7 protein-coding genes are annotated in these 8,438 nt (G+C 36.2%); 1 reads left to right on the top strand and 6 read right to left on the bottom strand.

Translation table 11 applies throughout. The features are described from left to right. Positions 1-169: 169 nt before the first annotated feature. Entirely contained in the window at positions 170-640 is a 471-nt protein-coding gene (locus RMB03_RS04490; protein ID WP_005039435.1) for an AnBLUF65 family BLUF photoreceptors, read from the top strand. On the opposite strand, the gene RMB03_RS04485 is transcribed toward RMB03_RS04490, so the two are convergent. From RMB03_RS04485 to RMB03_RS04460, 6 genes are all read right to left on the bottom strand, one after another. Beyond that, the gene (locus tag RMB03_RS04485; RefSeq protein WP_003650779.1) at positions 641-964 is read right to left on the bottom strand and encodes a hypothetical protein; all 324 of its coding nucleotides are present in this window, start codon (positions 962-964) and stop codon (positions 641-643) included. It lies immediately after the preceding gene. 574 nt (positions 965-1,538) lie between these two features. After that, the gene (locus RMB03_RS04480) at positions 1,539-2,144 is read right to left on the bottom strand and encodes a LysE family translocator (protein WP_311074221.1); all 606 of its coding nucleotides are present in this window, start codon (positions 2,142-2,144) and stop codon (positions 1,539-1,541) included. A gap of 50 nt (positions 2,145-2,194) precedes the next feature. After that, positions 2,195-3,028: an AraC family transcriptional regulator gene (locus RMB03_RS04475; protein ID WP_056481109.1), complete on the bottom strand. Its 834-nt coding sequence runs from the start codon at positions 3,026-3,028 to the stop codon at positions 2,195-2,197. 105 nt (positions 3,029-3,133) lie between these two features. Further along, positions 3,134-4,495, bottom strand: a complete 1,362-nt coding sequence (locus RMB03_RS04470) for an MATE family efflux transporter (protein WP_311074228.1) — start codon at positions 4,493-4,495, stop codon at positions 3,134-3,136. A gap of 1,073 nt (positions 4,496-5,568) precedes the next feature. Beyond that, positions 5,569-6,849, bottom strand: a complete 1,281-nt coding sequence (locus tag RMB03_RS04465) for an outer membrane protein transport protein (protein ID WP_311074218.1) — start codon at positions 6,847-6,849, stop codon at positions 5,569-5,571. A 151-nt stretch (positions 6,850-7,000) separates the two neighbouring features. Beyond that, positions 7,001-8,437, bottom strand: coding sequence for a TolC family protein (locus tag RMB03_RS04460; RefSeq protein ID WP_311074216.1), 1,437 nt, complete (start codon positions 8,435-8,437; stop codon positions 7,001-7,003). Between the last annotated feature and the right edge of the window lies 1 nt (position 8,438).

Genomic DNA, 8,438 nt, shown 5'->3' with positions numbered 1-8,438 from the left:
TAATCACTAATCACTAATCACTAATCACTAATCACTAATCACTAATCACTAATCACTAATCAGTCATTTGTTAATGCTTAGCGTATGAAGAAATATAAATTATCAGGAATAGATATGTTAGATTGGAAAATCTTTAGATAAAGAAATTTTATATTTCACGGAATTGTTAATGAACGTTCGACTGTGTTATGCCAGCCAACGAAACGAAAAAAATGAAGATTTACTGCAAGATTTACGTGATATCCTAACAGAAGCTCGAAATTTCAATGACTTGAATCAAATTTGTGGTGTGCTCTATTATGCCGATAATGCTTTCTTTCAATGCCTAGAGGGTGAACAAGAATTAGTGGAAAGATTATTTGAAAAAATTAAAAATGATCAGAGACACTACAATGTTAAATGGCTATGTACATATTCCATTGAGAAGAATTCTTTTCAGCGTTGGTCAATGAAATATGTACAGCGTAATACAAATATTGAATCTTTCTTTTTAAGTATGGGAGAAACTAGTTTTAATCCCATTCGTCTTGATGAGCAGAATTTAAAAAATTTCTTAAATGAATTATTAATTGCTGAGCAAATCAAAATTAATACAGTTAAGAAAGTAGGTATGATTAAGCGTGGGGTGAACCCTTTCTAGCTATTTGGCTATCACCCCAATATGGATAGTCTTGAGTTTAGGAATGATTTTAGTCATAACAAGATAGATAATAACTGAACTTGTGAGCATCCATATCACTTCTAAACTTTGGCTAATAACAAACATTGCCCAGTAAAAAAAGCTAAATAAGGCGAGACATAGTCCGCTACCTTTGAAATACCAAGTAATAAATATTCCAAAAAGTGCAGAAGAGAGTAGAAGGTTGGTTGTTTCGTTCATTCCTAGGTAGTTAAAGAAAATAATCAGTAAGCATAAAGCTAACATTGATAGTAAATATACAAATATATTTTTTGCAATAAACATTTTCTATATCCTATCTGATGATTAAAAAAGTATCTTTCCTCTGTTTTCAGAGGAAAGATAGTACATATTAAATTTTTGAGATTCTTTTTCTATTATTAGGAGTTTTTATATTAATAAAGATAATGTTACCGATTCTCCAGATCTCTTCATTAATATTCAGCTTTCTATTTAATAGTAAAGAGTGCTTATATGTACTGAAATTAATTATAGGAAAAACAATTGCTTATTATGTAGGTTTTGGCTTACATGGTTGTGAGAAATTACCTACATTTGTTTAAAAAATATACAAAATTTACAGAATAATATTTAATATAAATTTATATTTAACAATGATTTATTTGGTTTTTTTGTTAGGTTGAGTTTTACATAAATAACAAAAAGTAACATGTGTTTTAAAGAGCATGTTTCTCAAAATAAAAAAAGGTCATTAAATGAGTATTCAGTAAAAAGTTGTTTTATGAAATTATAAGAATAAGTATTTTTTAATATAGAAAATTAATAATAAAAATTTATATGACCTAATTTATATATTAAAAAATAGATATCCTTATCCTGTTTTGATGATTTTTTATTATTAGAATGTAGATAGGGTTGGCAACCATACAGAGATGAGTAGTGTTAGCGCCATCATTTTATTAAAAATGTTCATATGCTTTGTTTGTGAAAATAATCGATTGCTTAGCCTGCCTGCTAAGGCCCACATGTAAAGGCAAGGAATAGCTATAACGAAAAAAATGAAGGATAAAATTGAGACATTCATCCAGATATCTTGCCCTTGTTTTGTGTAGACGCTAATCACTGCAAAAGCCATCATCCATGTTTTAGGATTAATTGCTTGCATAAAAAAGCCAGTAATGAAACCAATCGGACCTTTTTCTTTGTCTTGTTGGAAATGAATAATAGGATTGTAGTTATATAATTTCCAAGCCAATGAGGTTAGCCAGATTAAACCAATGAGTGTCATTATTTTTTGAATAATTGGGTAAGCCAGAAGGGTTGAACCCAGTCCAATGCCAACGATGAGCACAAGTAGGGCAGCCCCGATGCAAGAACCTAAAATGACAGGAAACGTTTTAGAAATTTTATAACGGCTACTTAAATTTAAAATTATAAAATTAGTTGGACCGGGAGTAATTGAGGCAACAATAGTAAATAATGAAAATGCAGTGAGGTTTTCCATCTTGTCTACTTGAGTTAATAGGGAGAGATAAGATGAAATAATTAAGATTTTTAATCTTGAAGATTTGTGCAGATTTTTCTATAGGCAGCAGGTGTTAATCCATAGCAGCGCTTAAACCAGCGACTTAAATGACTTTGGTCAGCAAAGCATAAATCTGAAGCAACTTGTGCGGGAGATATGCTTCTGGCGAGTAAATCACGCGCTCGTGTAAGTCTGAGTTGAATGAGATATTGATGAGGTGCTAAGTGAAAAGTTGCTTTAAAAATGCGGTGAATATGGTATCTGTCTAAGCCTATCATGCGAGCGATGTCTTCAAGCCCTATATCTTCAAATAGATGATCATGCAAAATATCTCGGATTTGGTATGCGATTCGAGGCGTGTGAGTACAAGACGATTGGTGAGCTTTTTTTAGCCATTTTCCTTGTGCGATATACTGAATAAGTAGGTCTAGACTATTATCTTTGACAATATTCATTTCTTTATAGTGCAGATGCTGGAATGCTTGAGAAGTAATAATAGCAAGCTGTTCATCTGACTTTAATGGTGCATCAATCACTAACTCGTAGTGATCAGGGCTATTATGAAATAAACCTTGGATACGTTGTTTCAACCAGTCTGGATGTAGGTAGAGCATTTGGTAGGTAAAGCCATCAGACGCAGGAGCATGTCCATCATGGATTTCTTCTGGTTCAAGCATAAAGACTTGCCCAGCATGACTATTGATTTGCTTTTTACGACAATGAAATTGTTGAATGCCGGATTCAGTTACACCAATTAAATAGCTCGAATGCCAGTGGGGATCATAAGCATGACCAGTAAAATGGGCACGGATTGTTTCAATACCTGTATTGGTATCTTTTGAAATATCCACCCAGTTACCCATAACAATCCACCCATAAATTTTTAAGTTTAGCCCTTAGAACGGTACAAAAGAGGTGAGTGTAGTTCTAGAAGATTTGTGCAAAATCTTTAAGAAAGTTGAGCAATTTTATCTATGGATAAAATTTGCCAAGCAGGACACCAAACCAAATATCAAAGCACTCAGGCCAATAACTTGAAAGAAAGTTGATAAACTTGCATCAAAATATAGAACAGCGATACTTCCGAGAACAGCTGCAATAATCATTCTGATGGTGCCAGCTAAGATAGGGCCTAATAATCGTTTTGAACCTTGGCCTGCAAAATAAAGAGCCATACCTATACCTATTGCTCCGTAAAAAGGCGCAACATGCTGCAAGTAATTCGTTCCAGTCTGAAGGACAGATGGATCATGACTGAAAAAACCAAGCCAAATGGAAGGGAAAATACTAAAGAAAAGTCCTATTGAGCCAGTGATAAGGAATGTAATAAAAACCCCGATCCATGTGATGTGACGTGCTCTTTGAAATTGTCCAGCTCCATAATTAATACCTACCATGGTCATGATTGCTGAACCGATGCCGAACATAAGCGGAACTTGCACGTAGTCTAGTCGGGAAGCAATACCGTACCCCGCGATTGCATCAGAACCAAATTGACCAACTAAGGTTGTTACGATGACAACAGTTAAATTGAGTTGAATTATTCCAATAGCGGATAGTGAACCAATACCAAGAATATCTTTGAAGAACTGAAAGTTGATAGGCTTGATCGATAATTTGATAATGCTATGTGTTGTTCGCATGTGCCTAATTAAGCATATGATGGCAAAAATATAATAACTTAAGACAGCGAGCCCAGCTCCAGCTACACCTAATGATGGAATGAATCCCCAGCCAAAAATGAAAATAGGTGATAGGGGTAAAAGTAGTACTCCACCTAGAAGTGTTATGCGAGCTGGAGTTTTTGTATCACCTGCACCACGTAATGCGGCTGAGAGTAGGGCTACAGCCCATATAAGGGGTGAACCTATAAAAATAATATTGGAATATTTTAGGGCAGCATCTAAAGCTAAGCCAGTAACGCCCATTAAGTGATATATCATCTGGGCTGAGGTGAGCATAACAATACTAAAAACTCCGCCCAAAATGCCAGCAAGAATTACACCATGCCAGACAAGGGATTGGGCATCTTCTGATCGACCTGCTCCAGAAGCCCGAGCAATTGCTGAAGCTAGTCCTCCGCCAAATCCACCATTCGCTAGCATTTGCATGAGCATAAGAATTGGGAACACTACGGCTACGCCAGCTATTACATCCGTTCCTAGAGAGCTAACAAAATATGTTTCTAGTAATCCAATCAGGGTTTGTACAAGCAAAACAGCTATGGTGGGTAACGCCAGTTTTAGCATTACTTGGGGAATTGGTCCGTTTAAGATCGCATGATTTAAATCATGTGTATTTAACGGCTGGCGTACTGATTGTTCCCGCATAATAATTCTCGCTTTATAAACTGCTACAGCAGCAAGGGCTGAATCAGTTTGTACCTGTACTTTTCTATCCGTGAATTGCAAAGCATTAGCTCATATTGGTAAGACAACGAGAGTTTTAGACAATATATTTATCCAATGTTTTGAATAATTATTAATAGTGACTATATTATTGTATGGTCACTATTTGTCAATAATAAATAGGTCGAGTTAAACTGTCATTTTCAAAAAGGGTCAAATAAAAATATGAATCGGGAAAAGAGTAGTTATCTTCTCCCGACGGGAGGACCAGAAGATCATGAGGTAAGAGATCAAATCCTAAGTGCTGCTACAGAGCACTTCAGTCGCTATGATTATAAGAAAACTACAGTTTCTAGTTTTGCAAAATCTATAGATTTTTCTGAGCTGACTTATATAGTGTGATTAATTTATTGATTGTTAATCAATAGCTTGTTATGAAATAAGAAGACAAAAATTATTACACGAAATGATGAGAAAACGATGTGGTTTTGTTTATTGTAAAAGAAATAATTGAGTTTCTAAAGCAGTCAAAGTGACTTTCCTAGTGATCAACTTATTTATATCCATTATTTTTTAATAGAGAATTAATCATCAATACGAATGTACTAAGGCTACTTTTTGATCTTATATTAAGAAATTTACCGCCTTAATCGGTTTGTGACTTATGATTGATTTGGTTATTTTTAAATAGTTTCTTAAAAATTTTACAGGACGTTGGTTCTAATATGCTTGAGTGCCTTATTCTATTTACTGCAATATATTTAATTCCATTATTTTCATTAAGTTGTGCTGATAATACTAAACAATACACAAATGACCCACGAGCTTTCACTGATAAGATATACGTAGGATTGGAGAGTCTTAAATACTTAAATCTAAATATTTCTAAGGTCAAGAATTAAAGCAATTAATAAACAGGACAAAACCGTGAAAGAACAAAGAATAAATTTAATAGACTGAGACCCGTACGTTACAGAACTCAGTCTAAAAGCCGTTAAATCAAGCCAACTAACTTTTGGGCTCAGGTCATCTAAATGTTTTTTTAATATCAATCATTAGAACTTATAGCCCATTTTTAATCCATATGCGATGGCATGATTATCTTTAAACTCCGCAACATAATTTGGTGTATTAAATTGCGCATTAGTTTGTAAGTTGGCATCACCTAACCAGAAATATTTTACCCCACCTGAAATAAACGTTTGTGGTGTTGGGCTGAATTGAGTACCTAAGCCAATATTCCAATATCCTTCTGTCGGCCCTAATGCAGTCACAAGGTTACCTGCCCCAGAATCCCAACCTACAGAAATATTTCCTGTCCATTGGTCATTTAATTTACGGGCTATGCCAATATTTGCTGACCATTGGTCATCACTATAGGCAGCTAGATCAAATCCATTTGGTTTGCCAACTGAGGGCCCTGCGATTTCTGAAGCTACACCGAACGCATAAGGGCGGATTGTGAAATCTTTCCAGTTCACCCAGCGCGCATTTGCAAATGCAACTGTATTCGCCATGATACCTGTTTGAAAATCTAGATTAACAGATTGAGGCGTAGTAATTTTTGTTTGCTCCAAGCCATTATTCATATTAATAAAAGTGCCAATATTTTGCCCTAATGTTGCAATAGAACTCTCATTAATTGTCATTTCATGATCAATTTCAGAGCGATAAGTAACAGATGCTTTTAATGCAATTTCTGGAATTTGATATGCAATACCACCTAACCAGCCAACACCGCCAGTTTCTTTAATGTTGAGATTATATCCACCAAAGCTGTTATTCCCACCAAATGCTAAGCCACGAAATTGAGCATCACCTTCAATTGTTTGGTAAACGGGACCTGCATAAAAATTAAAATTTTCATTTGGTTGGTAGCCAAGCAACATTGAAATACTTTGGGTTTTTACTTCAACTTCCAGTGACTCTGTACCATTATGAAATAGTCCTAAGCCACCTGCAGCAGCTGATGCTGGGTCAGAAAGTGCATAAGTAACATCTGCGCCAAATGGTCGGTCGTAAATTAAACCAAAAGAGAAGTTATCTGTTACTTGTAGTTTTAGCGCAGCGCTAGGGAAGTAATAATCATCCCCCATGTCACTAATATTTGTATTTTGTAAACCAATCACGCTTGGTGGAGTTGCATTTGGTGAATATTCATTACGCACTTTACCTGAAACGTTTGGATCTAATATAGAAATACCCGCTTCAAAGTAATTACCTGGTTGCAAGAATGCAGAGATAGACTGACCTGAGCGGTCTAGAGATGCAGCCAAGGTCCCCGTCATTGGTAAAGTTACTAAAATAATTACTGTACCGAATGTTTTAAATTTCATTTGTGTCTTTCCTTGAAGTGAAAATGTTTGTCGGACATTTTGTGTTTATGTTTCCTAGAGGATTTGGTTAATCGAAATGAAATCATTGCTCCTGTAGGTATGAGGTAATCCACCATCTCATTCAGTGATTTTAGATTTTTGAAATTTCATATTAATAATCATTGGGTTGCCAGCCACCACCCAGTGATTTATAAACTGCAACAGCAGCAAGAGCGGAATCAGTTTGTACCTGTACTTTTCTATCCGTGAATTGCAAAGCACTTGAATTTGCTTGTAATACTTCTATTTGACTGTTAATTCCTTTTTGATAAGCAATTACAGCGATTTTCTGTGCATGGTGTAGCGCATTTTCACCATCTTGAAGTGCTACAAGTTGTTCTTGTCGTTTAGATAAAGTTGATAATGAGTTCTCTACATCTTCCGCTGCATGTAAGACGGCTAATTGATAGGCTGCAAGCTTTTCGGATTCTTGTCCCTTAGCTAAGCGAATTTCTGCATTAATTCGACCAAAATCAAATAAACGCCAACGTAAGCCTAATAAGCCAGCAGCCTGATTGGCTCCACTTGAAAATAAGTTTCCACCTGCTGTGGTTGCGCTACCTATTAAACCGCCTAAAGAAACCTTTGGGTAATATTCTGCAATCGCACTGCCAATACGTGCATTTGAAGCTGCCAGTTGCCTTTCAGCCATGATGAGATCTGGTCGTCTACGTAAAAGATCGCGGGGTGTTCCTGTTTCTGTAATGTTAGGAATAACAGGAATTGGTTTTACTTCCGCTAGTTCAGCTCGGTGAGTTCCTGGTACGGTTCCAAGCATGACGTCGAGTGCATTCATGGCAATGTCTAGATTCATTCCAAGTGCGGGAACTACAGCTTGAACTTGAGCAACATTCGCTTTAGCTTGTTTGACCTGAAATTCAGATGCCAATCCTTTGCTATATAAAAGTTGAATAATTGAAAGAAGTTTTTGTTGCGTTTGTAATTGTTGCTGGGCAATGTCTAATCGAGATTGTAATCCTCGAATATTAATATAAAGATTTGCTGTTTGTGCTGCGACCATTAAACGGACTGCTGATGCTCCTGCATTCGAAGCCTGATAGTTTGCTAGAGCACTTTCACGGTCTCTTCGAAGACCCCCGAAAATATCTAATTCCCAAGTGGCACTTAGGTTTGCCTCATAAGAGCTACCATGTCGGTCAAAATTAGGTATTGAATTTAAAACTTGCCCCAGTGGAGTTTCAACGGATTGGTAAGCTTTAGCTGCTTGTGCGTCAACAGTACCTATTGGGCGTAAAGAAGCATTGACTGCCGATAAGCCTGCCTGAGCTTGAGTCACACGGGTATATGCTTGGGCCAGATCAAGATTTTGTTTTAATGCTAATGTGACATATCGAGTAAGTTGAGGGTCATTAAAACTTTTCCACCATACTTCAATATCTGCTTTGGTTTCGTCACTTGGTGAGTTTAAGGGAGCGCCAAGATATTGCTCGGGTAGAGATATGCTAGGACGTTTATAATTAGGACCTACGGTACAAGCAGCAAGAATGCTGGTGAGTATTGGTAGGAGAACGATAGATCTAGATAACATA

Origin of the sequence: Acinetobacter sp. V91_7 (genome assembly GCF_031799075.1) — a bacterium.
GTDB classification, from domain to species: domain Bacteria; phylum Pseudomonadota; class Gammaproteobacteria; order Pseudomonadales; family Moraxellaceae; genus Acinetobacter; species Acinetobacter calcoaceticus.
The sequence above is the reverse complement of the archived record's forward strand: the minus strand, read 5'-3'. Positions and strand labels throughout refer to the sequence as shown.

Excerpts from the sequence above, each read along its gene's own strand:
- RMB03_RS04490 (WP_005039435.1), top strand. The coding sequence starts at position 170 with ATGAACGTTCGACTGTGTTATGCCAGCCAACGAAACGAAAAAAATGAA.
- RMB03_RS04485 (WP_003650779.1), bottom strand. The coding sequence starts at position 964 with ATGTTTATTGCAAAAAATATATTTGTATATTTACTATCAATGTTAGCT.
- RMB03_RS04480 (WP_311074221.1), bottom strand. The coding sequence starts at position 2,144 with ATGGAAAACCTCACTGCATTTTCATTATTTACTATTGTTGCCTCAATT.
- RMB03_RS04475 (WP_056481109.1), bottom strand. The coding sequence starts at position 3,028 with ATGGGTAACTGGGTGGATATTTCAAAAGATACCAATACAGGTATTGAA.
- RMB03_RS04470 (WP_311074228.1), bottom strand. The coding sequence starts at position 4,495 with ATGCGGGAACAATCAGTACGCCAGCCGTTAAATACACATGATTTAAAT.
- RMB03_RS04465 (WP_311074218.1), bottom strand. The coding sequence starts at position 6,849 with ATGAAATTTAAAACATTCGGTACAGTAATTATTTTAGTAACTTTACCA.
- RMB03_RS04460 (WP_311074216.1), bottom strand. The coding sequence starts at position 8,437 with ATGTTATCTAGATCTATCGTTCTCCTACCAATACTCACCAGCATTCTT.